Here is a 26,495-nt window from a genome sequence, read left to right on the forward strand (position 1 = left end):
GGATATTGCCCAAGAACACAAAGGTAGTTCTCCCCGATACGACACGCGTTATCGAGGGATTTCGCGACACCGGGTACACGTTCGAAGCCTCCATCGCGGATATCATTGACAACTCAATCGGCCCCGGCGGCGCCAAGAACGTAGCCGTGCGGCTTGGATTGGACCCGACAGGCGATGCCATCGTTGAGGTCGCGGACGATGGCGTTGGGATGGACCTGGACGGGCTCGAGAACGCCATGCGATACGGAGCCGAGCGCCAGACCAATCCCAATAGTCTCAGCAAGTTTGGATTGGGACTGAAGACCGCCTCGACACAGTTCTGCCGCAGGCTCTTGGTGGTCTCGCGACCCCAAGGCACTGACGTCTCATTTGCAGCCGCATGGGACCTCGACACCGTGGCTGCATCCGGCCAATGGATTTTGGAACACGACGTCGCCGAGGACCCTGAAGGTGAAATGCTCGATGACGCGCTGTCGGACTTGGAGGATCTCAGCGGAGTCTCCCCCGCTGGCGGGACACTCGTTGCGTGGGCCAAGATCGATCGACTTCTGAAGACCCAGAGTGGGAAAGAAGCCAAGAACCGCACTCAGGCGATGAAGCGCACGGAGGCGAACCTGCGCCAGCATTTGCGCATGGTGTTCCAGCGCTTTCTTGACCCCGAGGATGCTCGTGCGAGGAACGTAAACATCTACCTCAATGGTGACAAGCTCTCTGCTTGGGATCCATTCATGGAGGGGCGCGGCGGCAATCTCGTCATGACGAAGGACTTCACATTCGATGTGCCCGGCGGCCAGACGCACACTGCACAACTTCGGGCCTTCATCCTCCCGCGCAAGGACGAGACTGCCGATCTGGATGCCTGGAAGGAAGCTAACGTCTCACTCAATCTTCAGGGCATCTACCTCTATCGGGAAGACCGGCTCATTGATGGGCCAAGCTGGCTGGACACCGGTGCCGCAGAAACCCACATCAACAACCTGCGAGTGGAACTGTCATTCGATGCACTTCTCGACGGAGTGTTCGGCGTTGGAATCAAGAAGTCGGGCGTCCACATCGACGGCGCCCTTGTTGAGGTGCTGATCGATCTACTGACGCCCCTGCGTCGAGAAGCCGACAAACGGTCACGAGCTGGCAATGCGAAAACCGCCGCAGCGCGCGCTTCCGGCAACCGCCCCACCGAGGTCACCCTTGGACGGCTCAAGGGCAAGCTGAACGTACCCGTCATCTCTAAGTCGGCCGACGGTTCCGTCGTTATGGTCAACAAGACAGGTGATGTGCCAGTCATTGGCGCGGACGGCCAACCATCCGGAATAGTTAACATCACTGTTGACGATGAATTCGCCTCCATGAATATCGTGCGCCGAGAGTCGCTCACAGATGGCGTGCTTTGGGATATGTCCCTCTCCACGAATAACATCCTTCAAGTGGAACTCAACGCTGGCCACGAGTGGTACCAGAAGGCGTACCTGCCGATCGCGGAGAACAGCACAATGGTGCAAGCCATCGAGTTCCTCTTCTACGCGATTGCTCAAGCGGAGCTCGACGCTACCAACAGCGACTCTCGAGAGATGTTCGAGGAACTGCGCATTGACGTGAGCCGCAACCTTCGAAAACTTGTCAAGGACCTTCCGCAGCCTGATCTGGACGACGAAGAGTGAGTGCATCTGCGCATGCAGAAACCCTTGATCAGGCCGTTGCCAGGTTGGGCTCACTCACCGGACTACCGCTGGTGCGATGCTCCATATCGCGCCCGGGACTCCGCGCTGAGGGGGCTCGAATCTCGGGCATCGTTCCGGGCAGGGGTCTCTTAGTCTCCCTGTCCCGGACGCTATCCAGTGTGGAAGCCGTCGTAATGGCTGAGGACTACGCGGGGGGCCTGGTTCGCCGATTGGGCCGCTGGGCCCAAGATCATCCAGACGCATGGCGTGTCGGCATTGCCGAAGCCGAGGCCCAAGGCGTGGCCCTAACGGTGACCGTGAATGACGAGATTCTCGACGACCCCAACGAGGTTCCGGCTGGCCTCTGGCGGTCCTTCACTATTGAATGTTGGGCGAGGATTCCAGCACGTACCGCTGAGGACATCGAGGCGAGTCTGGTCAAGGTCGGTGGACCAGCTTTGGCGATCGCGTTGAACGGAATCGTGGAACAGGAGAACGAGGCCGACCTACCCTCTTTCGAGCCACTTCCCGAGGGCGCAGTAGCCACAATCAAGGTAAACCGGTACGAACGCAACCCCGTGAATCGTCTTCGCTGCATTTCCCATTATGGTGCGGTCTGTTGGGTTTGCGACCTCGACTTCGGCGAGCGCTACGGCGCGTCGGCCAACGGCTTTATCGAGGTACATCACCGGGTGCCTGTCTCGACGATGGGAGGACACTATCTTGTGGACCCCGTTCGCGACCTAATTCCACTTTGCAGCAACTGCCATTCCGTCGCCCACAGGCGACAGCCGCCATATCAACCAGGAGAATTGCGGGAGCTCTTGGGACTCCCACCAAAGATGCCAGCGCTCCCCGAGCTTGAACTACCCCTCGATGGGCCCTAAAGCCGAAGAGGGGCTAGCCGGGATGACGGCGTTTGGCTCACCACTTGGTAGCCAGCGGCAGAGCTCCTCAAAGCTGGCATCTCCCGCGCGCACACCGCATTCCCACACCACGGCGACGCGCCACCCGAGCGCCTCTAGAGAAGCCAGATTTCGAGCATCCCGCTCGCGATTCGATTCCAGCTTCGTCGCCCAAAAGTCGGGGCGAGACGATGGCAACTTGAAGTATTTGCAGCCCGTATGTGCGTGCCAGAAACAGCCATTTACAAAGATTGCGGCACGATACTTCGGCAGCACCAAGTCTGGCCTGCCCGGCAAGGTCCCCGGATGCAACCTAAAGCGGAAGCCTCGAGCGTGCAGGTAGCGGCGCGTCAAGAGTTCCGGTCTGGTGTTGCGGCCTGAGATTCCCGCCATCATCCGGCTACGAGTGGCGGCGTCAACTATGTCGGCCAACCATCTCACCCCCTCCAAGCGACCGGACACCTTCACAAGCTCGGAACGCACTCGGCTCGTCCCACCGAGCGTAGTGCTGCGCCAGCGTGGCGTCGCCTCCTCCGATCGTGGCCACACAACCCTCGGAACTTGTACCGCGCAGCAGGTCGATGTCGCGTGAGGACTTTCCTTACTGGCTCAAGCGCGGCTCCGCCGCGAGGCGCGGGTCCCCGCGATGGGGCCCCGCGCTCCGGGCGCTTCGCGCCCTGCGCGCACCCCACCGCACCCCGCGCACAAACGGAGGGGTCACCACCCTTAGGCAGTGACCCTCAGCCCTCGAGTTCAGCCGTTAAGCCAAAAGGCTCCGCAACGCCCCCAGGTCAGAGGACTTCGACCGGCGCAGCCTCCCCCGTGAATCAGCGTCCAACTGTGAGGGCTTGACGATCACTAGTCGCAGGCCATGCGCGGGAATCAGCTCCTCACGCCGCAAGTCGTAGAGCCGGCGCTGCTGACCCCGATGTACACCACTCACCGTCATGCGTTCAGGCTTGTCGAAATGCGGCGTCGGACGATCATGCTGCAGTTCTCGGTACTCAACGACTATGCGGTGCCCCGGCCAGTAGCCATCGACCGGGAGTCGACGACGCGACCCGTTCTCCCCGGGGTCGCCCAGGAGCCAGTCGAACAGGTGCTGGCGCGACCCGACCTCCCCCAGCAACTCGTCACACAATTGGAGGACGTACTCCTCATCACTCGACTCTCGTCCCATGGCGCTCACCGTAGCGAGCGCGTCACCTTCGAGCCTCCGCCCCGACGCTTCACCGTCCGCCTGTCTCCGGGCCGCATCAAGAGCGCTACGCGTCACTGCGTGATGGCCTCCGGCCACTCTTGACCCGACCACTGCGACAGACTCCCCTGCTCCGCCATCGGGTCGGCGCCTCTTCCTGGTCGGAACCATTCCGAGCGTGGCAATCAACGGCGCAGGGATCTCTCCAGGAGGCTGATAGCCGTGGGCACATCGGCCATAGTCCGCACCTTGAAGGTTGAGTATCCGTTTCGGTCGTCCTTCAGGTCGAGCGCCGGCAAAGGCGGGAACTTGGAAGCCTCGCCCCTTAGCGTGATTCGGAGGGACGCATCCCGAGGCTGAATCTTCACAGTCCAGAAGTTGTCGGGAGTCTCCACGAAACGGCCAGACGGCGTCGAAAAGCGCAGCTCGCCTGGCCAGCGTCGCCGAGCCTCCTGAAGGAACTGAGAACCAACTTCTCGGAGAACCGGGGGCAACTGCCGCAGGAACTCTTGATCGCCACCCCTCGCCCCTGGTGTCGAAGGGGCGGGTGGAGCTTCGCTCGAGAGAGCGGTGACGAGCGGCTCGGGAGAAGCGACGAAGATGCTCACCTCGCTGGATCCGCGGTTGAGAAGGGTCGCTGCCGTCGTCTCGACAATGAGTTCGCCGCCGAGCATGGACGGGTTCGCGTGTAGCAAGACAACCGACACGGGACCACGAGTCGACGTTGGCTTCCCCAACAGCTCTAGTTCGGAGGAGTCCAACCGACCGCGCCACACGCTTTCGCCCGACTTGGTTGCTTCTACAAGGAGCCTCATGCAAAAAGAGTACTGCAGAACGTACTGCAGAACAATACTGCAGTACGTTAGCGATGAATCGTGACTTGCCCGTCCTCGCCAACCCCGTACACGCGGACTCCCAGGAGCGCTCGGACACGAGGCGGCACCCGAAGGGCCTTCGCGACGTGATCTGAGGGCACAACAACCGCAAACTCCCCGCGGCCAAACTCCTCCTCTGGCATGCGCCGCAAGAGCTGGCCGTAAAGAGTGTCGATATCGAGGCCCGGCGCCGCTGTGCGCCCTTTGGCTTCCGCGTAGAGGCGATCTGCTCCGCGCGTGGCAACCACGTCGCAGAATGCCACCTCGCGCTCCACGCTCCACCCCTCTGATTCAAGCCATCGACAGAACGCATCCACGACCCGAGCCTCATCGCCCCACATGCACTGACGGTAGCGCGGAGGTACCCGAGAGGTACCCGCAACCAAGGAAACAGCCGCAATGGCCCGGGGTATCGTGTACTTGAAACCGTTGCGCTGCAATGGAATTCGCGGCGGGCTTCAACCCAGGGCTCGCTCCTAAAGCGGGTGTCGGCAGCTCGGGGCTGCCCGAGGGCACCACACCACGTCTCCTACGGCGCCTCTGGTTCCCGGAAGAGCTCTGCACGGACCCGCGCGGCCTCTGACTCGGTAAGCCAATGCAGCTCGTAGACCACGCCATCCCAAGTTAGGGAGGATGAGGCGATGCACTCCTCATACATCGCGTGGGCCCCAACAGCGTCATGCGTGAACCACACCGGCCAGGCATAGTCACGCTGCGCCGCCGTCTCCCTATCCCAATAGGCCATGTGCAGGGCCGGCAGCGTCTGAACGCCCGTCAGGCGCTTCCACCACAGGGTGCCCTCGATGGTCGCCCAGTCCTGGACCTCCATCATCGCGTAACCCGTCCGAGCACCCGCGAGGCGCATCTCGGCGACTGAGCCGTTGTACCCCTCGAAGCGTTCGTCAGACACAACGTCTGAAGGCCAGTGCTCGCGAATCCAGCGCCGACTCACCACAGCGTCAGTCTGGCGGACACTGCCAGAACAGTGGCCGCAGACACCACCGCAACTTTGCCCTTCACCTGCACGCCGCCGACCCTGCGCTCCACTCTCCGCCATCGGGTCGGTGGCTTCTTGTGGTCGCCTGCCAGCACCGGAAACAACCGGCCACCTGACTCCGTCCTGCCTCAGCGGCATCTACGGTGGCACAGTGCGCGTACTCGACCTCCTTGGGCGGTCGCGCTGAAGAAGCACGCCGATCTCCGACATGCGCCAGCGTCAGAGATGGGCTGCCGACGATCCGACTCCTGGAACCCTAGGCTCGTGGGGTGACCGTAGGGAGAACCCGCCAAGCCCGGGCGGCCAAGCGGCGCAAACGACGCATGAGCCTGGTCAGTCATGATCTGACCGACGCCCAGTGGTCGACGCTGAAGGCCATGTGGGGAGGGTGCGCCTACTGCGGCGCCGCCAGTGACGCCCTCCAGCGTGACTGCGTCCTGCCGATTTCGCGCGGTGGGCGGTACACGCTGGACAACGTGGTGCCAGCGTGCCGGTCGTGCAACACCAGCAAGTGCAACACCGAGGTCACCGGCTGGCTTCGCCGCAAACGGCTGGATGAGCGAGCGTTCCTGGCCCGCCACGTCGAGATTCGCACCGAGCTCGAGCGTCGTTTCGCGGCGACAGCAGAGGGAGCAACGGCGCCGACCCTCTGACGCATCCGCAGCGTCAGAGGGTCGGGGTCGGCCCGAGGGCGGGTCCCACCTCTCCGGTCAGCTGGCCAGGAAGGAGTTGACCTCGTCGATGAACACCCCGAACGCCGGCTCTGCGCCCTGCAGGATGTGGTTCTTGCTGTCCAGCCTGACCAGCCGGCTCCCGCGCACCATGGCATGCAGCTCCTCTGCCTCCGCGAAGGACCAGACCCGGTCGTCTGACGAGTGCATGATCAAGGTCGGCACGTCGAGCGTGCGGGCGGCCTCGGCGCAGTCGAGGTCTCCGAACGCGCGCCACAAGCGATAGGCGTTGTGGGCTGGCGCTGAGCGTCGCTGCAGCTCGTCGAAGGCGCGCCAGCTCTCCAGTGGTCCGTCGGGCAGGAACCGCGCGTCGTAGACCTGTCGGAAGCCCGGCTGGTCGCCGCCCCAGGACGTCTTGATCAGCTCCCCCAACGCCACCAGCTCGCGTCGCTGCTTGTCGCCCGCGCGAGCCCAGGTGGCCCGGGCGCAGGTGCCGTAGACGACGACGTGAGACACGCGCTCGGGGTGGCGCGCGGCATACGTGATGGCTATCGGTCCGCCCTGGGAGATGCCCAGGAGCGGGAAGCGCTCCAGTGCCATCGCGTCGACGACGGTCTCGAGATCACGCACCCACGCCTCCAGCGTGAAGGAGTCGTCGTCCACCTCCCAGTCCGAGAGACCACAACCGCGCTCGTCGTAGCGCACGAGGGTGTGTCGCTGCGAGAGCGCGCTCCACCACGGTCGCCAGATGGGGCTCTCCCAGTCGTGGTCGAGGTGGGTCAGCCAGTTCGACGCCTTCACCAAGGGCGGGCCGGACCCACTGACCGCATAGGCGAGGCGCACGTCGTCTGGTGTGTGGCAGAAGCTGACCCGCTGGTCGGCGAGCGTCGCAGCCCGCGGAGACGCCACCGGCACCGCCGGCCGCACGATGGGCGTCAGGGCAAGCTCCCGCACGGCGCTGGCTTCGGCGCTGGGTCCGATCCCCAGCTCACGCTCCAGCGCTTCGGTCAGCGCGGTGAAGTGGCGCAACACCCCGGCACGGTCTCCGGCGTCCAGCAGCTCGCGCATCAGCGCCACCCGCGCCTCCTCGTCGACCGGGTCGAGGGCCACGAGCTCCGCGAACCGGCCGGTGCTCCGGAGCAGCTCGCGATGGCGCAGCTGGAGGCGCTGACGGTGGTGGAAGGCCCAGTTTTCGTAGAGCTCGTGGGGCAGGAGGTCGCCTTGGTACAGGTCGAGGGCGCGCTCTGCGCAGGCAGCCCGCTCCTCGGGCGAGGACTTCGGGTCGAGAGCGGTCCGGGCCAGCCGCTCGAAGACGACCGCGTCGACCTCGACGTGCGCCAGGTCCCCGGGAAACAGCGCCACGGTGTCGGCGGTGAGCGTGACGCTCTCCGGTATGCCGATCGCGCGCCTGAGGTAGTGGGCCGCCATGTGCAGCCGGTTGCCGACCGAGTCGATGGGGGCGTCGGGCCACAGAGCGTCCACCACCACCTCGCGGTGGGCGCGTCGCGCGGGCGCCAGGGCGAGGTACTCGGCGAGGCGGATCGGGTCTCGACGGCCCCGCGCGCCGGCGATGACCGCTCGCTCCCCGACGCGGACCACGACGTCACCCAGGAGCTGGACGTGGACCACGACCTGGTGGTCGGTGCGGGCCATGCGCTCCATGTTCCTGCCTCGTGCTCGGACCCGTCGAGTGGTCGGGGGTCCTCGCCAAGGTATCGACGTCGCTTTCACAGACCTTTCGCGAACGGGGCGGCTCGCGCGGAAGGGTTGCGAAAGGTCCGCTCCCTACCGTGCAGCCCAGCGAGAACGACTGCAGTGCACCAGTCCCACCGACCGAATACGGGGTAGTCATGAGCACGTGGCCGAACCGGGCGCCCGAGGTGGGCGAGCAGGCTTCCCTGTCCCGGACCATCACCGACGACGACATCGCGCTGTTCACCAGCCTGAGTGGCGATCGCAACCCTCTCCACTACGACGAGGAGGCCGCGCGGCGCACTCCCTTCGGCAGCATCGTCGTCCAAGGGGGCGTGACCAGCGCGATCCTCAACGCCGTCGTCGCCGAACGCCTGCCGGGACCCGGCACGGTCTTCATACAGACGAACCTACGGTTCCTCGCGCCGGTCCGCCCCCGAGACACCATCACCGGCGAGGTCACCGTCACGGCTGTGCGGCACGACAAGCCGATCACCACGCTGGCGGTTCGAGTGGTCCGCGACGACGGAGTGGTGGCCCTCGAGGGCGACGCCGTGTGCTGGACCATGGACCTCACCGCTGCCCAGGAATGACGTCGAGCCTCCCCCGCGAAACGTCAGGGCTTGAAGACCTTGCCGACCGCCCCGGTCAGGTCGGTGGTCGCCTCGATGAACTGGTTGGGGTGCTTGTCGGGTCCACCGAAGAAGCAGTAGGGACACACGAGATCGCGGTTGTCCTCGATGTCGATCAGGTCGAACGGCAGACCGGTGAAGCGGCGCAAGCTGATGAACTTGCCCGGCAGGTACATGGACGTGGACAGGTACTGGTTGCTGAACCGGCACCCGCCCTTCCCGGGGACCTTGTGGATCTTGCTGCGGCGAGAGGCCACCACGCGCTTGTACCTGTCGTAGTAGATGGCTTTGTGGGCCCACTGCACATAGGGCTTGAGCTCATCGGGGCGTGGATCGACCGAGAGGATGTAGACGGAGCCGTTGTAGAGGTCTTCGGTGACTCCCCCCATCGAGCGATAGAGCCGGCAAGAGATCCGCACCTCTTGGTCGGGCTTGGTGGGACTGACCATCTCCTTGGTGTCGATCGACAGCACCAGCGGGTCGATCGGCTTGCCCAGCACCATGCTGGCCAGATCGCCGACCATGCGCAGGTCGCGTGTGAACTCGGGGACGACCTTGCCGTTGAGCGTGGTCTCGAAGCGCACCCGCAGGTTGGGGTCCTTGCGCTGCACGTATGCCGGTGGCAGCACGAGGCGCGCGGTGATGGAGTCCGAGAGGCCCCCGTTGCGGCGTATCTCCTGCCGGTCGATCTGGGTGTCGACGGTGACATTCTGGTCGGCCAGTGCCACCCGCAGCTCGGGCTGTCCGACCGATCGGAGGTCGGCATGGATGGTGGCGGACCGTTCGCCGGCCTGGCACTGCATCACCATGCGCTTCGGCGTGAAGCGGTACGTGGGACCACTGGTGCCCGGGAGCGCGAAGTCTTCGCGGACCGTCGCCCCCATCGGCGCTGGTCCTCCGTTGAGCTTGCTCGAGACGTCGACCAGCGCGTTGTGCAAGGCGCTGTCGATGATGGCGGGCAGGAACAGCGTCAGGGGCGGCAGGATCATCGAGAAGCCCAGGATCGCCACGTCCAGCCAGTCGGGCAGATCCGCCTCGATCATCCCGATGGTGAGCCGGATCTCCTTGTCGCCGTAGACGTACGGTGCGGCCGGGACGACCACGTCGATGTCGCTGATCTTGGTGGTCCCCGCGATCGCGAAGTGCAGGAAGTCGTGAGTCCAGTACGAGCAGTTGAGTCCCAGCTCGAGGTAGTCAGCCGGACCGTTGACGAGGTCGCGGTGGGTGAACCGGAGGAAGTTGATGCTGTCGATGCGGAAGTTGTTCTTGACGAAGGCATTGCGCATCTGGGGAAGGACGGCCGACGCGAAGTAGGCCTGCATGAAGTCCAGGTTGGTCGCGGCCGAGATCTCCGAGTTCATCCGGAAGTCGGTCAGGTCGGCGGGTGTTCCCTGCGTGAACCCGGGGACATCACAGGCCAGCGCCATTGCCCCATTCATCGGCCAGTAGACGACTCGGCTGGTGGCGATGCGTGCGGCCGCCCAGACTTCACCCGGCTGAAGTGGCTTGGGCACCGTGAAGTCGTAGAAGGCCGGCACCGTGCCAGGCGTGACGCGGAGCTTGTTGGGGTCGATCGAGGCAAGAAACGCGGCAGCTGCGGTCCGTCCCGGGGGCCCGACGATCGCCTGCACGACTCGTGACTGGATGTCCGGCGGCATACCGTCGCCGTCGACGACGATGACGCGGATGTCTCCGAGATGTGACCCTTGGGGGGTCACTCCGAACTGGATGTGGTCGTTGACCACCAGCGTCGTCAGCGCCGCAGTGACGTCGACCTCGATGACGATCTCGGGCGCGAACGAAGCCAAGGGATCGCCGCCACCGATCGGACGGACCTCGGCTTGGAGACGACCGAAGAAGCGGAACGTCAGCGGTACCAACCCAGCCGTGTTGCGGCGCAGGTTGGCGCGAGCCGAGATCAGCGCTGCACTGGCGCTGACCTGGAGCGTCGCCGGCGAACCACCGAAGGGCATGGACACCAGGTCCTGGACGGGCAACCTGACCCCGGTCAGGAAGGTGTTGAGGTAGGTGCCGAGGACTTGGTTGACCAGGGCCTCCGACACGACTGTCACCGCAGCGAACCCAGCATGGCGTGAGGCCATCGCACGTCACCGACTTCCTCTACTCCCCGGGACGGGCCCCCGAGTAGGTCAGCCCGCAACTCCGGGACCGAAGTCCCGGAGCTGCGGTTGACGATGGCGCGGCGCGCTGTAGATCAGACCACTAGGTCATCTGGACGAAAGGCGAAGACACGCAACGGGAAACTGCCAGCGAACTGGACCAGACCCCACGTCGTAACACCGACTCCCGACACTTTTTTCCTCGAGTTCCCTTCGCGACGCTGCGAACAACATCTTCCCGGGAGACCCGCTTATCACCGAACCGTCCACCGCCGTCTTTCATGGTCCACCCGCGTGGGCTCGCCGTCTAGAGGCATCGAAGCCGAGTCGGCCCTGGTCGTCAGCGCGGACTCCCACGTCAGCGGGTCGGAGCCGACCGCGTCATCGCTCCTGCAGTCCCGCGGCAAGTGCCTCGGCCGAGCGTGACAGGGCCTCTTCGACCAACGGCGCACTGCCCACTCGGTCGGACGCGTCGGCCAAGGTGCTGGCCAAACCGAGGTGGTAGTCCCGGAGCCAGTCCGGCCCTGGGTCCGGGTCGGGGATCGGACCGCGGTGTGGCGGCAGGTGCGGCACTTTCGGCCACGTGGGGCAGGGGTCCTCCTCCCAATCGGCAATGGGGGCAACGTCAATCCGCAGCCGCGCGGCGACCCAGCTCAGGTGCAGCAGGTCGGCCGCCACCTGCGCACCGAGCTCACGAGGTGGGAGTGGCTGGGGGTTCAGCGACACGTAGTCACCAGCTCCGGGCGGGATCGGCTGGGGGTTGAGACTCACCGAAGCGCCCGGGCCGAGCCTGGACTGGGGACCCCGAGGAATGACATCGAAGATGGCCGGGAAGCGACGGCCGATGAAGGCCAGAAGAGCGCGGTCAAGTTGCATGAAACCTCCTTGAGCGGGCACCAGTGCCGGCGCATTCGTTCCACGAGTGTCCCCCTGGCGCTCTTTCAGTAGAGCAGGCACCAACAGTCTTGGAAAGCGTCCGCGGCCAGCGCCACGAGGGTGCCCGGATTCCTCGTCCGACTCGTCTCCATTTACGCGGAATCGCCCTAGCCGCCGACGATGTCGCGGCGCCGGAAGGCGATGAGCCCGGCAGCGGCGGCGAGCATCCCGAGGGCCGCCATCACGATGCCCGAGGTCGCAGCCCAAGGTTGGGCCGGAACGAGCGCGAGGTGGGTGAAGGGCGACAGGTCGAGCACCCACTGTGGCCACTTCAGCGCGGGACCGACCAACGTCAGCACGTAGCCGACGACGGTCACCGTCACCGGGACCGCCACGGTGAGCCGGGGCGCGACGCCGAGGGCCAGCACGGACAGGCCGCCCGCCAGGACGATGACCGGCACGGCGTTGAGCACCGACGACGTTGCCTGCCACCACGTCACCGTGTCCAGTCCGGAGGCGAGGCAGCCGACCCACACCGCCGATCCGGCGAGCAGCGTGAGCAGCAGACCGCCAGCTGCCGCGAGGGCGACGTGGCCGCCGAGCCACCGCATGCGTGACACCGGGTGCGCGAGCAGCGCCTCGGCGAGGCCGTTCTCCTCCTCAGCGCGTGCCGCTCCGACTCGCCACGCGACCTGGAGGGCGATGGCAAGGCCGAACATCAATGCGAGCACGGCGAGGAAGCCGAGCGTCGACAGCGCCTCGTCCAGACCCATCTGCTGGAACATCCGTTGGTAGTCCTCGTCCTTCGCGAGCCAGTCGACCATCGTCCCGACCAGCGCGCCCATCACCACCCCGAAGACGACCAGGAAGAAACCCCAGGCGAGCAACACCGCCTGGTTGGTGCGCCAGGCGAAGGCGAGCGGGCTGCCCAGCATCCGCAACCGCGGAGCGCGGTCGGCGTCGGAGGCGAGCAGTGCGCCACCCTGGTCACGACGCGCTCGGAGCAGCACCGCTGCCACGACGAGGACCACGGGCACGGCCACCACGGGCAGCACGGCCCGCCAGTCCCCTTCACCGTAGGGGTCCATGACGTCGACCCATCCCAGTGGCGTGGCCCACCGAGCCCACAGCCTCGGGTCGGTGCTGGCGCCGAACATGCGGACGACGTATGCCGCGGCGATCACCCCGGCCGCGAGACCCGCCGCGCGGCGGCGCGGCTGGACCAGCTGGCTGGTCACCCCCGCGACACCGGCGAAGGTGGCCGTCACCCCGGCCAGCCCGATCCCGAAGAGGACCGATCCCTGGGCGTCCTGCCCCGACGCCACGAGGGCGACGGCGGCGACCACCCCGATGACCAGAGCTTCACCGCATACGGTCGCGAGGGCAGCAGCGGTGTGCACACTGGGCCGGACGCGGCCGGCCAGCACGACGTCACCGCGCTCGGAGTCCTCGTCGCCGCGCAGCAAGCGGGTGGTGGTGAGCACCGCCCACACCCCCAGCACGATCTGCATGATCCAGCCGCCGTCCCACACCATGTACCCACCGGCGACGTCGAGGGCGCTGGGGACGCCTTGCATCATGCGCACCACGGGGTTGTCCAGGAACATCGCGAACTGCACGGGGTCCACGCCGTTCGGGTAGGCAGCCCGGTAGGCGGCCACCTCGATCAGGACGTAGATGCCGAGCGACGTGGCCATCAGCAGTGCGCCGCGTCGCGTCAGTCGCAGGCTGAGCGCGATGAGGCTGACACGTGGGGCCCTGGGGGCGCGGGGGACGCGGGGGTGCGCCACGGCCGGCGTGGTCATGGCGCCGGCGTGCCGACCCGCGGTCCGGTGTCGCCGTGCGCGGCGGCGACGGCCCGGCGCTGCGAGGAGGTCGTCTGGTAGTAGGTGAGGAAGATCTGCTCGAGGGTCGGCGCCCGGCTGTGCAACCGCGTGAGTCCCGCTGCGTTCAGGCGGGTGAGGACGTCGCCGGGGGCACCGTTCACGGTGACCCGGACGCCACCGTCCATCGGCTCGACGGCGACCACCTCGGGGAGGTCGGCGAGCGCGGGCGCAGGTCCGGTGAGGGTGGCCTCGAAGATCGTGGTGTTGAGCCGCTCCAGGTCGGCGAGCGCGGCGACCTCCACGAGGCTCCCCGCGCGCAGGATGGCCACCCGCTGGCACACGTCCTCCACCTCGTCGAGCAGGTGCGACGACAGGAACACGGTCTGACCGCGGTCGGCTGCCTCCCGCGCCATGGCCTGGAACTCCGCCTCCATAAGCGGGTCGAGCCCGACGGTCGGCTCGTCGAGCAGCAGGATCGCGGGCCTCGTCATGAACGCCGCGACGAGGGCGATCTTCTGGCGGTTGCCCTTGGAGTACGCACGGATCCGGCGACTGGGGTCCACGTCGAGCCGTTCGACCAGCTCATCGCGGTATGCCGTGTCAACGCCTCCGGCGATGCTCCCGACCAGCTCGAGCACCTCGGCGCCGGTCAGCTGCGGCCAGAGTGCGACGTCACCGGGGACGTAGCCCACCGAACGGTGCGCCCGCTCGACGTCCTCGACCGGGATGCCGGCCAGCCAGGCCCCACCGGCGGTCGGCCGCAGGAGCCCGAGCAGGAGCCGGATGGTCGTCGACTTCCCGGCCCCGTTGGGTCCCAGGAACCCGAAGATCTCCCCCGGCCAGACCTCGAGGTCGAGGTGGTCGAGTGCCACGACCTTCCCGAAGTGCTTGGTCAGGCCGGCCGTGCGAATGGCGGCTGTGTCCGTGCCCATCACCTCAGGCTCGTCGTGGTCGTGACGATCGATCAGGGCCGAAGGTCCTTCGAGCTGCAGGAGTGGACCACGCGGCATACGGACGGGTCCGCGGCGGTCACTGGTAGGGGTCGGTGATCTTCCGCAGCTCGGTGAGGGCGTCGCGCAGCTGCTGCATGCGCTTGGCGCCGAGGTGCTCACGCCACTCCCCCTCGATGCGCTCTTCCTCGGCCCGCGCATAGGGGATCGCCTCCTTCGCGCGAGCGGTCATGCGCACCAGACGGGCTCGACCGTCAGTGGGATCGGCGACGCGCTCGACGTAGCCGGCGCGCTCGAGCTTGTCGACGAGGGCGGTTGCGGTCTGCTTGGCGATCTGGGCGCGTTCGGCGAGCACACTGAGCCGGGTGCCATCGGGGTCGATGCCCATCATGAGGCGACTCTGCGCGATGGTCACGTCGTCGAAGCCCTGCTCCTGGAGCGCCTCGTAGATGCGGTTGGCGGCCGACCGGGAGGCGATGAGCATCAACAGGCTGGCTGGCAGGTCGCGCTCCATCGCACCCCTTCACAAAGTCCCATCATCGAACTATATTAGTTCGTTATTAGGACTAGTTTAGCCCATGGAGGAGTCATGGACACGACGCGCGACACGGTGGTCGACTTCTGGTTCGACCCGGTGTGCCCCTACTCGTGGACGGCGTCCCGGTGGCTGCACGAGGTGGGCCGAGGCAGGCAGCTCACGGTGCGCCACCACGTCCTGAGCCTCTACCTGCTCAACCGGGACCGCACGGACGTCGCGCCGGAGTACCGCCGCAACGTCGAGGCGAGCCGCGGGCCCGCGAAGGTGGCCACGGCCGTGCTGACGCGCTGCGGGATGGAGGCACTCGCCGACTTCTACACCGCCTTCGGCAACCGGGTCTTCGACGTATGGCGCCGCCCCACCTCGGCGGAGTATCACGAGGTGGTCGGGGCAGCCCTTGCGGAGGTCGGGCTGCCGGGCGACCTGGAGGACGCCATGGAGTCGGAGGAGTACGACGAAGCCATGCAGGCCAGCCACGACTCCGGGGTCGACCTGGTGGGACGAGGCGACGTGGGGACGCCGATCACGTCCATCGGGGGAGTCGGTTTCTTCGGTCCCGTCCTCAACGCGATCCCGCGAGGAGAGCACGCGGTCCAGGTCTTCGAGGGCGCGCGCCTCCTGGCCGGCTACCCGCAGTTCTTCGAGCTCAAGCGCACCCGCCAGCAGCCCCCGGTCTTCACCTGAGCGAGCCGGCAGTCACTGGAAGGAGACGTGATGACGACCCTGTCGGCCACCGAGGCAGACGCGCTGTGGGCTGGGATCGACGACCAGCGGGCCAGGACCGCAGCCCTGCTGGAGACGCTCACGCCCGAGCAGTGGGAGCACCCGTCGCTCTGCGACGGCTGGACGGTGCGGCACGTCGCCGCCCACCTCACCATGCAACAGCAGCGAGTGCGTGATGCGTTGGGCTTCATCATCCGTCACCCCGGGATGCTGCGCAGCATGCCTCTGAACACCTTCATCCACGACGCCGGACTGGTGCAGGCGCAGGCCTTGTCCACCGAACAGATCGTCGCGGGCATCAGGAGCGGCATCGGGTCGCGTCGCCACAACGTCGGCCTGACTCCCCTGGAGACCCTCACCGACATCCTCGTGCACAGCCAGGACATCGCCCTCCCACTCGGCGTGGACCTCCCCATGCAACCCGCGCTCAGTGCCTTGGCTGCGACCCGACGATGGGACACGCGCGACACCTGGCTCGCCAAGGTCAACCGCCGACTGCCCTGGGCGGGCTGCCGACTCAGTGCCACCGACACGGAGTGGAGCCGCGGCGAAGGAGCGGAAGTGACCGGCCCGATCGGCGCCATCCTGCTGCTGATCACCGGACGACCCGCCGCGCTCGACCACCTCACCGGCGAGGGCGCCGAGGCGCTACGCCTGCGCGTGGCGAGCTCCACCTAGGCCTGTCATCCGGAGGGCTGGCGCTCGACCAGGGCCTTCAGGTTGGCCAGCTCCTTGCGCGCTTCCCCGGGGCTGAGGATCGCCATCTCCACCAGCCTGGCGACGGGGCCGAGCCTGCGGCGCCACCGCGTCACGGCGCGGAGCTGCAGGTCGGTGCCGCCCGATCGCGCGACCAGCCGGGAGGTCACCTCGATGCTCAACCCGAGGTAGGCGTCCGTCCGCGTCACGAGCTCCTGCGGCGGGACGGCGCTCACCACCGTCGTGCGCGCGACGAGACGACCTCGGCGTGAGACGTACGAGGAACCCGGCTCCTCCAGGGGACCGTGCACGTCCTCGATCACCGGCTTCCCGGTCTGCCAGTCGGGGATGCGGGTCGGGTCGGCATAGACCAGCCACACCTGCTCGGGCGTTGCCTCGATCCAGGTCGAGTGTTCGAGGAGGCCCATCCGATCCCTTCTCCCGCAGTGGTGATGTGAGCTCCAGCTGGTCGAGCTCCAGCTGGTCGAGCTCCAGCTGGTCGAGCGCCAGCTGGTCGAGCGCCTGGTGCCGAGCGCCTACTGGTCGCCGTCGCCCTTGGTCCGGGCCGCCGCAGAGGTGCGTTCCTTCTCGACGCGCTCCAGCAGCTTGGTGCCCCGGCGCTTGAGTGACGGCCCCACGGAAGTGCTGCGCTTGGGCGGTGGGTACTGGACCCACCAGCGGTAGGACCGGTCGCGGCGAAGGAGGTCCACGGCATACGACATCGCGCCACTGATCGACAGCTTGCTGTCGTCCTCCGCGCCGAAGTCGGCCGGCACCGCGACGAACGCGGCCGTGGTCCTGGCCCGCTCGAGCTCGAGCCGAGCGGCGGCGCGAATCGCCCAGAACGGCAAGGCGATCGGCACCACGACGGTGAGCACGACGCCGGCGACGATCGCGAAGGCGCAGAGGGCCTGGGCCCAGGTCCGGGACTGCCACCCCCAGGCGTCGCGGATCAACGCGAGCGCGAGGGCGGTGTAGACGATCCCGTAGAGCGCCGACCAGCCCACCTGGACCCCGACCGGGTGCGCCACCCGCCCGAACGCCCAGCTGATCTTCTCGCCGCTGCGGTCCTCGGCGAGCTGCTGCAACGCGAAGGCGGTCACGCCCGCGATCACGATGCCGCTCACCGACAGCACGATGCCCACGACCAGGCACAGCGTGAAGTGGTCCTGGAGGGTCGCGAAGACCCGGTCCCAGCCGGACGAGGTGACCCACACGGCGAGCCCGAACGGCGCCAGCGCCAGGGCCAGCCGTGGCAGGGCGATGTCCAGGTAGCGGGAGATGCCGCGCAGCCGCCACCAGATCCCCTCGGCGAGGTGGGCCCACGTGCCCGAGCGCGGAGGCTCCGGCGGCGGCACCCCCGCCCGGCGCGCCAGCGACCCCAGCGCGGCATACGGGCTCCCCATCACCGCCGGGATCGACCCGAGCAGCATGAGCCCCAGCGACAGCACCACCACGGCGATGACGACGGTGGCGCCCTGCGCCGCACCGCCGGTCTTCGCGGTGTCCTCCCTCGCGCGGGTGATGGCTTCCGCGACGAGGGGGACGAGCGGGGTCAGCAGCACGAGCCCGTGCAGCACGGTGCCCGAGCGCATGGCCCCGAAGCTGAAGCCGAGGATCAGCACCCCGAACCCGATCGCCGTCGCCGGCCCCGACACCGCGGCCGGCAGCGCGCCGAAGAGCGACAGCACGACGAGGACACCACCCAGGGCCAGCCCCAGAGTCGCCAGCGCACGGGCGACGCCGTGGCTGGTCAGCCCCACGACGCCCCAGTAGACCACCAGCATGAGCCCCCGCAGGGTGCGCGTGACCAGCCGGAGCGCGCCCAGGCCGGAGCGCGGGGAGTCGAGGGTGGTGGCGGCGACAGCGGCAGCCGTGGTCACCGAGCGGATCATCAGGTCGCTGCTCGCCTCCGACGTCAGCGTCTCGCGCCCGACGCCCGCGCGGTCGAACGCGGCGAGGGTCTCGGTCTTCTCCGCCTGGGTGAGCGGGCTCCCCTTGCGGACCTTGGTGGACACCCCGTCGAGGAAGGCCGCATCGGCCTTGACGAGGAGCTGCCCACGCGAGCGGGTGCTGGCGCCGTCGGCCTCGTCGCCGCGGATCGCCGCGAGCAGGGCCGGCAGGTCCTCCGGCACCACGTCGAGGTGGATGGCCCAGGCGAACAGCGCGGCGAGGCCAGGCATCGACGGCGGCAGGTCACCCGGGGCGGTGCCGGGGTCGAAGGTGACGGCCAGCTCGGCGACGGCTTCCTCCCTGAGCCTGCCGAGCCTCGGGTCGGCGTCGACGAGGGCAGACCCCTTCCCGAAGAGGGCTGCGACGAGGCCGTCGACGGTCTGCTTCGCGAGGTCGGCCGGCGCCCCGGTCACGAGGTAGCCGGAGAGCTCGGCCGCACGACGCACTCGCGAGGGGTCCAGCACGGTGAGGCTCAGCACGCTGGCCGCGTCGAGCCGCCCCCAGATCCAGTCGTTGAGGCGCCACGACCGCTTGAGGAAGCCACCGAACCGCATGACCGACATCCCGCCGAGCTTGTCGTCGGCCGTGATCGAGTGCCGGGCGAAGCCGTTCGTGGTCTGCGCAGACAGCTGCACCAGGTCGACCGCGACCGTCGAGCCGTCCGTGGTCTCGTCGCCGAGCGCGGTCGTGGCGACCTCCAGCTGCAGCAGCCGGGTGAGCAGCTGCTCCGCCTCGAGCCCGTCGGCGCCCTTGCCGCCACCGCCGGCCACGCCGGCTCGGTCCGCCCCGTCGGCTCCTCTGGCCACGTCGGCACCCTTGCCGGCCGATGGCACCAGGAAGTCGTGCCAGGCGAGCAGTCCGTCGTCCGGGGTCATGCAGCCGTCGGCCTCCGGCGAAGCAGGCAGGTGCGGCAGGACCGTCGCGAGGCAGCTGACCACCACCTCCACGTGGCCGCGGACCGTCCGGCCGACATGGCCGGGGTCCTCACGGACCGAGGCCAGCCGCTTCTCCAGTGCAGGCAGCACCTGCGCCTCGCGCGCCTGCGCAGGAGCGTCGCTGCCGGTTCGGGCCCGCACGAGGGCGGCCTCCCGCGCCGCCAGGTCCTTGGCCTGCTGGTCGAGACCGGTCGGCTCGACCCCGAGCATGAGCGCGGCGTAGCAGCCGAGCCGGAGCTCCCAGTAGGACTGGCCCGGCTCGAGGGTCACCAGCACCTCGTCGGTCTCCCAGTCGTCGTCGATGAGGGCACGGCAGTCGGTGAGTCGGACCGACTCCTGCGAGATGACCTTGAAGGCGTTGGCCACCTCCTCGTACGCGGGGCCTGGCTCGAGCACCCAGATGAGGCGCCGGATCACGTCGATGGCGGCCTCGGCGATCCGCTCCGACCCGCTGTTGCCCCAGCTCCAGAACGGCCCCTGATCGGGGTGGGCGGCGTCGGGCAACCGTTCCGGCACATACGGCATACCGATGTTGCCGGGGTAGTCCAGCACCCGCTGCGCGTTCTGGGCTGCTTGCCGCACCCGTTCGTAGCTCCAGGCGGACACCTCGGCGCTGGCCAGGTCGACGTTCGCGGCCCGCGCGTCGAGCAGCCGCCGCGCCAGGTCGCGGGCGGCGCGCCACTTGCGCAGCCGCCGGTAGTGCGGGAACAGCGAGCCCGCGAGCGCCTCGACGGTCTGCGGCCCCTCCTGTGCCGGTCCTTCCGGTGTCGCGTCGCTGCCGCGCCCGGTGCCGCTCTGCGCCTCCGAGATGGTGAGGAGGATGTCGGTGCGGGTGCCCCGTCGCCCGGCAGCGGCACGGTTGTGCTGCTCGATCTCCTCGACGAAGGTCCGGCCTCCCTGGGCGGAAAGGGAGCCCAGCACTCCGGTCAGCGTCTCGCGCAGCGTCGGCGGCGCACTGAGGGCGTCGGCGGGGTCCTCCCCCGGCATCGGCGCGTGGGGGTAGACCAGCAGCATGACCCGCCGGACCGGGCGGTCTGCGGGCATCGCCTGGATCGCCCGCAGCGCGTAGTGCGTCGGGGTGTTGGCCAGGAGGCCGCCGTCGACCGCGAACCGGGAACGGTCGCGGCTGTGTCGGACCTCCCCCCACGAGGCCACGACCGACTCCAGGTCGGGGCGCACTCGCTGGTCGTCGGCCGGGCGACCCGAGACCCACGACGCCGGCTGGCCGCCCTGTGCCGGCCGGCGGCCTTCACCCACCGGCACGAAGGTCGCCTCGAAGGCCACCGGGAAGCTGGCCGACGCCCGGGCAGCCAGCGCCAGCTCGGCCGCGGTGGCGCGGATCCGGTCGGCGGCGAACGGGTCGGGCAACGGCTTGTCGGTGCCGGGATCCCGCTCGGGCGAAGGCCATCGGCTCCAACGCAGCCGCCCGGCGTGCAGTGACTGCGGCAGTGGCTGGCCGAGGGCGTCGGTCGTGACCAGCTGGTTGCCCTGGAGCACGGTCGTGGCCATCGTCAGGTCGATCGGCGCCTGGGCCGCGGTCGTCGTCTTCAGCGGCCAGGCCAGCGCGCTGAGGGCCTTGTTCAGCTCCGGGAGGAAGTACTCGTCACCGCGCATCAACGAGGACGGCGAGCCCACGAACGGCTGCCGGAGCAGCGTCTCCAGCTGACCCTGCTCGATCCACAGGTCGCGCAGCGTCGCGATCCGGGCCGCCTGGTTCACCTGGGCCAGCGCGAGTGCGGCGCCGTTGATCCCGCCCGCCGACGTCCCCGCGATCACGTCGACCCGTGCAACGCACCCCGCCAGCCGCAGCATCAGGGCGTAGGGACTGTCGGGCCGGTCGGGGTCGGCCTTGGCCAGCCGGTCCAGCTCGGTGACGGTGCCACCCATCCACACGGCGAGGCTGACCCCGCCGTTCAACACCACCCCGAACCGGACCTCCTCCCGTGGGACGTCCTTGAGTGCGACGTGTTCTCCCAGCCCGCGAACCTCGTTGGTCATGGTGACTCCTCCGAGCCGTGCTCCCCGGACTTCGATGGTCCCGCGAACTGCCCCATCTGTCAGTCCGAGAGCGCGCTCTTCATTGCCGCGGTGCGCATGCTTAGGGTGAGACGGTGAGCCACCTTGGTGTCGACCCCGTCGACCCCGTCAGCCCCCTCGCCCCCGTCGACCCCGTCACCGCGCAGGCGCCCGAGCTGACCGGGGCGATCCTGATGAACCAGCGCTGGCGTGACCTGACGTTCCTGCACTGGGCGGTGGCGCCCGAGCGCGTAGCCCACCTGATGCCACCCGGCGTCCGCCCCGACACCCTCGACGGGGTCACGTACGTGGGCCTCATCCCGTTCCGGATGGTCGGCGCGGGGGTCGGCCGCGGTCCCGGCGTCCCCTACCTCGGCTCGTTCCTGGAGACGAACGTGCGGCTCTACTCGGTCGACGACACCGGGCGCCGCGGCATCGTGTTCCTCAGCCTCGACGCCGACCGGCTGGCGGTCGTGGTGGGCGCGCGACTCACCTTCGGGTTGCCCTACCGCTGGGCGCGGATGAGCTACCACGAGCGTGGCGACGTCCACACGTATGCCGCGCACCTGCGTCACGCGCGGACCGAGAGCCACGTCGTGGTCCGCGTCGGCGGACGACGTGAGAGCACCGAGCTCGACCACTTCCTCAGCGCCCGGTGGGGCCTGCACGTGCACTGGCTGGGCCGGACCCTCTACGTCCCGAACCGGCACGAGCCGTGGCCGATGCACGACGCGGAGGTGCTGACGCTGGACGACGGCCTGGTGGCGTCGGCCGGGCTCCCCGGCCTGACGACTCGGCCACCCGACCACGTGGCCTTCAGTCCCGGGGTGCGGACGGAGTTCGGATTACCGAGAGTGGACCTGTGACCACCCACGTCGACCCGGCTGGCCGAGAGGCCGACGCACGCCATCGGAGGATCCGGCTGCTGCTGGGCGGCGCCGCGCTGGCTGTCGTGGCCGTCCCGTTCGTCCTGCTCCTGGTGCTGGTCGAGGACAAGTGGGAGCCGCTGGCAGAGGCCGACCAGAGTGCCCGTGACAGCCTGCACCAGTACGCCGTCGACCACGCAGGGTTCGTCACCGTGATGCGGTGGATCAGCGACTCCGGGTCTGGCCTCGCCTGGCAGATCGCCCTGGGCCTGGTGGCGCTGTGGCTGGTCTGGAGGCGGCTGTGGCGACTCGCCGGCTTCGTCGTCGTGACGGGCACCGGGTCGTCCTTCCTGAACACCGCGGTGAAGGCAGCGGTGAACCGCCCGCGCCCCTTGGTGGCCCACCCCCTCGTCCACCTGCCCGGCGCCAGCTTTCCCAGCGGTCACGCCCAAGCCGCCGTCACCGGATACGGAGTGCTGCTGCTGGTGTTCCTGCCCGTGATCGAGCCGCGCTGGCGCAAGTCGGCCATTGCCATCGCGGCCTTCATGGTGCTGGCGATCGGCTTCTCACGAGTCGCCCTCGCCGCACACTTCGTCTCGGACGTGGTGGGCGGCATGATCCTCGGCGCGGCCTGGACCGCTGCGATGGCTGCGCTTTTCAGTGCCTGGCGGGTGCAGCGCGGGCAGCGCGCGGTGCGTCCCGCCGATGGGCTGGCCCAGAGCAGTCGGCACGGCTCGACCCGACCGAGCACCGGGACTGAGCCGCGGTCCCTCAGAACTGACCGCGCAGTCGCTGTAGCGGTGGCCTGCCGTCCGGGTCGTAGACCACCCGGTACAAGGGCGTCGCCCACAGGCGCGTCCAGCGTGACAGCGGCGGCTCCTCCAGGGGACGAAGCCGTCCCGGCGGGCGGGCCCCGACCCGGCCGCCGTCGTGCCAGCGCTGGAGCCGCTGGGCCGACTCGGCGAAGGCCTCGAACATCGCGTCCGGCTCCAGCCCGTCCGCGTCCTCGCTGTCGAGGTGCTCCTTGGCCAGCGACCTGCGCAGGTCGCGGGCGTAGCCCCGGTCGCACACCGCGACCGACAGCTCGGAGTCGTGCGTCCAGGACCGGCGGTTGAAGTTGTCAGACCCGGCCGTGGCCCAGGTGTCGTCGATGACGCACACCTTCGCGTGGACGTAGACCGGGACCCCGGCGTGGTTCTCCACGCCGTAGAAGGCGACACGGTCGCCAGCCGCCCGCCTCAGGATGCGCACGGCATCCTCCCGGCCGATGAGGTTCGGCGGCTTGCTGACCCTGCCGTCCTGGTCGGGATGGTGTGGGAGCACAGCGACCAGCCGCAGCCCGGCGTTGTCCCGCAACGCCTGGGCGAAGGTCTCGGCCACGTGCCGCGACCACAGGTACTGGTCCTCGAGGTAGATCAGCTGTCGAGCGCGCTTGATCGCCTTGGTGTAGCCGCGCGCCACGCTGCGTTCCCCGTCAGGCGCGAAGTCGTAACCGGGTCGCCTCTTCGGGTAGGTGCGCAGGAGCTGCACCGGCAGCGCGCCGGTGGGCTCAGGATCCGGCAGCTGCTCCGGCAGCGGGCGCGGCCTGCTCGGTTGGTCCTTGCGCACCTTGTCGCCCAGCAGCCGCAGGGGGCTGCGGCTGAGACGCTGCGGGTCGTTCCACCGCTCGCGGAACACCGTCTCCACGTCTCCGACTGCCGGTCCGGTCACCATCAGCTGGATGTCGTGCCACGGGGGCCGCTTGCCGTACACCGCCGCCATCTGCTGGCGCTGGGGGTCGCCGTGGTGCTGGCTGTCGTCCCGACGGCTGTGACACAGGTCGATCCCGCCGACGAACGCCACATCGCGCTCGGGCCGACCCGGATGCCGGAGCACGACGAACTTCTGGTGGTGCGACCCACCGGGGCGCACCCGCATGTCCAGCTCGCACTGGCCGCCGGCAGCGTTGATGTCTTCGCCCAGGTGCCGGTTCTCGGTGGCCGAGAACTGCACCCGGTCGAGGTGCGAGCGCCAGACCAGGCCACGGACCTCGACCCCGCGCTCGGCAGCCCGGCACAGCAACCGGGAGACCTCGCTGCCCGGCTCGCCCAGCAGCCGCTCGTCCGGGTCGCCGCGCCAGTCCACGAAGACGAGCAGGTCACCACTGCGCAGGTCCTCGACGCGACGGTGCAGCTCGGCGAAGTAGGCAGCTCCGTGCACGAGGGGGACGACGTCGTTGCCCTCGGTCCACGCCTTGCCGTCGGCGTGGCGCCGGTCGAGGGCGGTCCGACGGTTGCCACGTTCCGAGGCATCGAGGAACCACTGCGCCGTCGTCACCTGCCATGCATAGCGGGGATCGCCGCCGAGGAGAAGGGCCATCCGTCATGCCGCAGGGTGGCCCGGACCGACCTGTCCTCGCCACACCGATGAGAGCTAGTGGTTCTCGGCCATGCTCCACATGGTCCAGAGCTCGGTCCGCATCCGTCGTGGCTGCTGCAGCGTGTAGACCACGGCGTCGGCGATGTCGCTCGGCTCCATGAACTGCCCTTGCGAGGGGTCGAGGTCCCCGAACCGACCATCGGCGGCGGCGAAGGCCGTGTTCACCCCGGCCGGTGCGATCACCGTCGTGCGGATGCCCTCCGCACGGAGCTCACGGTCGAGGGCGTATCCCAGGTTGATCTGCGCGCCCTTGGTCGCGGCATACACAGCCTCCTTGCCGCCGCCGATGAGGAGCCCGGCGACCGAACCGATGATGACGATGTCGCCCCCGTCTCCCTGCGCGCGGAACTGGTGGACGGCCGCCCGGGCGAGCCAGACGGAGCCCTTGACGTTCACGTCGACCATGAGGCTCACCTCGTCGGCGGAGTAGTCGAGGACGCCGCCGTAGTAACCGACGGCGGCGTTGGCCACGACGGAGTCGACCCGCCCGAAGGCCTCGACCCCAGCCGCGACGAGTGCGGTGGAGGTGGCCTCGTCGCGGACGTCTCCGTGGGCGACGACCAACCGCTCGGTGCCACACTCCTCCCGCAGGGAGGCCAGGGACTCGGGGCGCAGGTCGCCGGCAACCACGCGCCCACCGTTGGCCAGGACGAGCCGGGCGATCTGTCCCCCGATCCCCCCGCCGGCCCCGGTGACCACGACGACGGTGTCCTGCAGGCTGCGCTGTCCGCTCATGCCAAGAACGCTAGGAGGCGTCCGAGAGGTGCAACAAGCGCCACCGACCCACGTTCTTGATACTTTCCTCGTGTCCTGGAAAGGAGGCGTCGATGTCGTTCCGACCCGAGACGAGTCGCTCGCAGCCGACCCGGTCCGGCGGCCGACGCGAGGCCCCCGCCTTCTCGCCGACCGCCCTCGACCCGACCATGCGGCGAGAGGTCATCCCGCCCCATCCCCATGCTTCGGTGCGGGTGCTCACCCACGACTTCCCCAGCGAGATCTGCGGGTGGGGGTCGCACCCCGAGTACGAGATCCACCTGATCACCAAGACGCGCGGCAGCTTCATCGCGGGTGACCACATCGGCACCTTCGGACCCGGACACGTCAGCCTGATGGGACCGAACCTCCCCCACGACTGGATCAGCGACCTGGCCGAGGGCGAGGTGGCAGTCGACCGCGATGCGGTCATCCACTTCGGCGACGAGTGGATCCGCGGGGCCATGCAGCACCTCCCCGAGCTGACGGACCTCGACGACGTGCTCCAGCGGTCCACACGCGGTCTGGTCTTCTCCGGAGCCACCGCCTGGAGGGCAGCCGACACGATCCTGTCGTGCGTCCACAGCGAGGGCATGGACCAGCTCGCCCACCTCTTCAGGCTGCTCGCCCTCTTCGCCAACGCACCACGTGAGGACTACGAGGTAGTCGCCAGCGAGTGGATGGGGCATCCCCCGGACGCGACGGCGCGGGAGGCCGGAGAGGCCGGGTTGGCCTACATCTTCGACAACCTGGGTGGGGCGGTCCGTCTCTCGACGGCGGCGAAGCACGCGTTCATGTCGGAACAGACCTTCGCCAAGTACTTCAAGACCGCGACCGGCATGACCTTCTCGAGCATGGTCAAGAAGCTGCGCATCGCCTACGCCCGACGCCTCCTCGACACGACCGAAGACTCGATCGGCCAGGTCGCCACCCAGAGCGGCTACAGCAACCTCGCGAACTTCAACCGCCAGTTCCTCGCGGAGGTCGGCATGACGCCCACCGCCTACCGACGACTCGAGCTGGCACAGAAGCCGCCGCACCAGGTCTTCAGCCTCAACACACGCGCACAGCCGGACTGACGGCCCGGGTAGGGCCGCGCGGTGGGCATGTGTTGCGCGCGGTGGGCGTGTGTTGCGAGTGGAGGCAGCGTCGATAGCGTGAGACGCGCACGCAGTCCCCCACTCTCGATGACGAAGG

General features: G+C 68.4%; 21 protein-coding genes and 1 pseudogene. 9 read left to right on the top strand and 13 right to left on the bottom strand.

The window, feature by feature from the left end; genetic code table 11:
* Nucleotides 1-5 precede the first annotated feature (5 nt).
* Together ABD262_RS10475 and ABD262_RS10480 are read left to right on the top strand one after the other, a co-directional pair.
* Complete coding sequence (locus tag ABD262_RS10475; RefSeq protein ID WP_344135269.1) at nt 6-1,658, top strand: ATP-binding protein; 1,653 nt, start codon at nt 6-8, stop codon at nt 1,656-1,658.
* A 194-nt stretch (nt 1,659-1,852) separates the two neighbouring features.
* The gene (locus ABD262_RS10480; RefSeq protein WP_344135272.1) at nt 1,853-2,545 is read left to right on the top strand and encodes an HNH endonuclease; all 693 of its coding nucleotides are present in this window, start codon (nt 1,853-1,855) and stop codon (nt 2,543-2,545) included.
* On the opposite strand, the gene ABD262_RS10485 is transcribed toward ABD262_RS10480, so the two are convergent.
* The 3 genes from ABD262_RS10485 to ABD262_RS10495 all read right to left on the bottom strand — a co-directional run bounded on the left by ABD262_RS10485 (nt 2,525) and on the right by ABD262_RS10495 (nt 5,546).
* Nucleotides 2,525-3,112: a very short patch repair endonuclease gene (locus tag ABD262_RS10485; protein ID WP_344135275.1), complete on the bottom strand. Its 588-nt coding sequence runs from the start codon at nt 3,110-3,112 to the stop codon at nt 2,525-2,527. The genes ABD262_RS10480 and ABD262_RS10485 overlap by 21 nt on opposite strands.
* Before the next feature lie 834 nt (nt 3,113-3,946).
* Nucleotides 3,947-4,576, bottom strand: a complete 630-nt coding sequence (locus ABD262_RS10490) for a hypothetical protein (protein WP_344135278.1) — start codon at nt 4,574-4,576, stop codon at nt 3,947-3,949.
* A gap of 589 nt (nt 4,577-5,165) precedes the next feature.
* Nucleotides 5,166-5,546: a hypothetical protein gene (locus tag ABD262_RS10495; RefSeq protein WP_344135281.1), complete on the bottom strand. Its 381-nt coding sequence runs from the start codon at nt 5,544-5,546 to the stop codon at nt 5,166-5,168.
* A 410-nt stretch (nt 5,547-5,956) separates the two neighbouring features.
* On the opposite strand from ABD262_RS10495, the gene ABD262_RS10500 reads away from it, so the two are divergent.
* Nucleotides 5,957-6,286, top strand: coding sequence for an HNH endonuclease (locus tag ABD262_RS10500; protein WP_344135283.1), 330 nt, complete (start codon nt 5,957-5,959; stop codon nt 6,284-6,286).
* Between the two features lie 57 nt (nt 6,287-6,343).
* On the opposite strand, the gene ABD262_RS10505 is transcribed toward ABD262_RS10500, so the two are convergent.
* On the bottom strand, nt 6,344-7,966 hold the full coding sequence (locus tag ABD262_RS10505) for a bifunctional AfsR/SARP family transcriptional regulator/alpha/beta hydrolase (RefSeq protein ID WP_344135285.1): 1,623 nt from the start codon (nt 7,964-7,966) through the stop codon (nt 6,344-6,346).
* 188 nt (nt 7,967-8,154) lie between these two features.
* On the opposite strand from ABD262_RS10505, the gene ABD262_RS10510 reads away from it, so the two are divergent.
* Nucleotides 8,155-8,589: a MaoC family dehydratase gene (locus ABD262_RS10510; RefSeq protein ID WP_344135288.1), complete on the top strand. Its 435-nt coding sequence runs from the start codon at nt 8,155-8,157 to the stop codon at nt 8,587-8,589.
* A gap of 23 nt (nt 8,590-8,612) precedes the next feature.
* Here ABD262_RS10510 and ABD262_RS10515 read toward each other — a convergent pair whose 3' ends face one another.
* The 5 genes from ABD262_RS10515 to ABD262_RS10535 all read right to left on the bottom strand — a co-directional run bounded on the left by ABD262_RS10515 (nt 8,613) and on the right by ABD262_RS10535 (nt 14,914).
* The gene (locus ABD262_RS10515; RefSeq protein ID WP_344135291.1) at nt 8,613-10,700 is read right to left on the bottom strand and encodes a hypothetical protein; all 2,088 of its coding nucleotides are present in this window, start codon (nt 10,698-10,700) and stop codon (nt 8,613-8,615) included.
* 429 nt (nt 10,701-11,129) lie between these two features.
* Complete coding sequence (locus ABD262_RS10520; protein ID WP_344135294.1) at nt 11,130-11,624, bottom strand: hypothetical protein; 495 nt, start codon at nt 11,622-11,624, stop codon at nt 11,130-11,132.
* Between the two features lie 167 nt (nt 11,625-11,791).
* Complete coding sequence (locus tag ABD262_RS10525) at nt 11,792-13,429, bottom strand: ABC transporter permease (protein ID WP_344135297.1); 1,638 nt, start codon at nt 13,427-13,429, stop codon at nt 11,792-11,794.
* Nucleotides 13,426-14,382, bottom strand: coding sequence for an ABC transporter ATP-binding protein (locus ABD262_RS10530; RefSeq protein WP_344135300.1), 957 nt, complete (start codon nt 14,380-14,382; stop codon nt 13,426-13,428). Before ABD262_RS10530 ends, ABD262_RS10525 begins: the two co-directional genes overlap by 4 nt.
* A gap of 97 nt (nt 14,383-14,479) precedes the next feature.
* Complete coding sequence (locus ABD262_RS10535; protein ID WP_344135303.1) at nt 14,480-14,914, bottom strand: MarR family winged helix-turn-helix transcriptional regulator; 435 nt, start codon at nt 14,912-14,914, stop codon at nt 14,480-14,482.
* Nucleotides 14,915-14,989: 75 nt separating this feature from the next.
* Between ABD262_RS10535 and ABD262_RS10540 the strand changes: the two genes are divergently transcribed.
* Both ABD262_RS10540 and ABD262_RS10545 read left to right on the top strand, forming a co-directional pair.
* On the top strand, nt 14,990-15,622 hold the full coding sequence (locus tag ABD262_RS10540) for a mycothiol-dependent nitroreductase Rv2466c family protein (RefSeq protein WP_344135306.1): 633 nt from the start codon (nt 14,990-14,992) through the stop codon (nt 15,620-15,622).
* A gap of 30 nt (nt 15,623-15,652) precedes the next feature.
* The gene (locus ABD262_RS10545) at nt 15,653-16,339 is read left to right on the top strand and encodes a maleylpyruvate isomerase family mycothiol-dependent enzyme (protein WP_344135309.1); all 687 of its coding nucleotides are present in this window, start codon (nt 15,653-15,655) and stop codon (nt 16,337-16,339) included.
* 5 nt (nt 16,340-16,344) lie between these two features.
* Here the strand turns inward: ABD262_RS10545 and ABD262_RS10550 are convergent, their stop codons facing one another.
* Together ABD262_RS10550 and ABD262_RS10555 are read right to left on the bottom strand one after the other, a co-directional pair.
* On the bottom strand, nt 16,345-16,785 hold the full coding sequence (locus ABD262_RS10550; protein WP_344135312.1) for an SRPBCC family protein: 441 nt from the start codon (nt 16,783-16,785) through the stop codon (nt 16,345-16,347).
* Nucleotides 16,786-16,893: 108 nt separating this feature from the next.
* Nucleotides 16,894-21,243 (bottom strand): patatin-like protein, encoded by a 4,350-nt coding sequence (locus tag ABD262_RS10555; protein WP_344135315.1) that lies wholly within the window; start codon nt 21,241-21,243, stop codon nt 16,894-16,896.
* A 113-nt stretch (nt 21,244-21,356) separates the two neighbouring features.
* On the opposite strand from ABD262_RS10555, the gene ABD262_RS10560 reads away from it, so the two are divergent.
* Both ABD262_RS10560 and ABD262_RS19625 read left to right on the top strand, forming a co-directional pair.
* Nucleotides 21,357-22,127, top strand: coding sequence for a YqjF family protein (locus tag ABD262_RS10560; RefSeq protein ID WP_344135318.1), 771 nt, complete (start codon nt 21,357-21,359; stop codon nt 22,125-22,127).
* A 215-nt stretch (nt 22,128-22,342) separates the two neighbouring features.
* Nucleotides 22,343-22,777 (top strand): annotated as a pseudogene (locus ABD262_RS19625) (phosphatase PAP2 family protein); the annotation flags it as partial.
* Between the two features lie 121 nt (nt 22,778-22,898).
* On the opposite strand, the gene ABD262_RS10565 reads toward ABD262_RS19625, so the two are convergent.
* Nucleotides 22,899-24,443 carry a phospholipase D-like domain-containing protein gene (locus ABD262_RS10565; RefSeq protein ID WP_344135321.1) on the bottom strand — a complete coding sequence of 515 codons (1,545 nt, stop codon included), beginning with the start codon at nt 24,441-24,443 and terminating at the stop codon, nt 22,899-22,901.
* A gap of 96 nt (nt 24,444-24,539) precedes the next feature.
* Nucleotides 24,540-25,280, bottom strand: a complete 741-nt coding sequence (locus tag ABD262_RS10570) for an SDR family oxidoreductase (RefSeq protein ID WP_344135324.1) — start codon at nt 25,278-25,280, stop codon at nt 24,540-24,542.
* Nucleotides 25,281-25,372: 92 nt separating this feature from the next.
* Here ABD262_RS10570 and ABD262_RS10575 point away from each other — a divergent pair, with 92 nt between their 5' ends.
* Nucleotides 25,373-26,377, top strand: coding sequence for an AraC family transcriptional regulator (locus ABD262_RS10575; protein ID WP_344135327.1), 1,005 nt, complete (start codon nt 25,373-25,375; stop codon nt 26,375-26,377).
* Nucleotides 26,378-26,495: the final 118 nt, after the last annotated feature.

The sequence above is a fragment of the Pedococcus bigeumensis genome (assembly GCF_039531795.1).
Taxonomy (GTDB): domain Bacteria; phylum Actinomycetota; class Actinomycetes; order Actinomycetales; family Dermatophilaceae; genus Pedococcus; species Pedococcus bigeumensis.